Source organism: Chitinimonas prasina (genome assembly GCF_030160395.1).
In the GTDB taxonomy this organism is placed as follows: Bacteria; Pseudomonadota; Gammaproteobacteria; order Burkholderiales; family Chitinimonadaceae; genus Chitinimonas; species Chitinimonas prasina.
Genome location: NZ_BSOG01000072.1, coordinates 1 through 556 on the forward strand (window position 1 = coordinate 1; position 556 = coordinate 556).

A 556-nucleotide genomic window follows, 5' to 3' on the forward strand; every position below is an offset into this window, starting at 1 on the left:
AAAATTCCCCACTGCTGCCTCCCGTAGGAGTCTGGGCCGTGTCTCAGTCCCAGTGTGGCGGATCATCCTCTCAGACCCGCTACGGATCGTCGCCTTGGTGAGCCTTTACCTCACCAACTAGCTAATCCGACATCGGCCGCTCGTATAGCGCGAGGCCCGAAGGTCCCCCGCTTTCATCCGTAGATCGTATGCGGTATTAATCCGACTTTCGCCGGGTTATCCCCCACTACACGGTACGTTCCGATGCATTACTCACCCGTTCGCCACTAACCTAGGAGCAAGCCCCTAGATCCGTTCGACTTGCATGTGTAAAGCATGCCGCCAGCGTTCAATCTGAGCCAGGATCAAACTCTTGAGTTCAATCTCTGTTTTGAAACATTTCTGGCTGTTCGCAAAATCAATCTCGTCGAAACGATCTTGATTATTACGTAAGCCTTTGACCCTCAAGTCAAATGCCTACGCTTATCGGTTGTATCTTGTTAAAGAGCGTTTGCTTCTTCAGACCCACTCCGCTAAACTCATTCGTTTCGCTTCGTTTTTGTCTGCGTCAGCAGCA

Annotated in this window: 1 rRNA gene; it reads right to left on the bottom strand. The window is 51.3% G+C overall.

Features of this window, described 5'->3' with window-relative positions:
• A 16S ribosomal RNA gene (locus tag QQK16_RS21145) occupies positions 1 to 360 on the bottom strand; the annotation flags it as partial.
• Between the last annotated feature and the right edge of the window lie 196 nt (positions 361 to 556).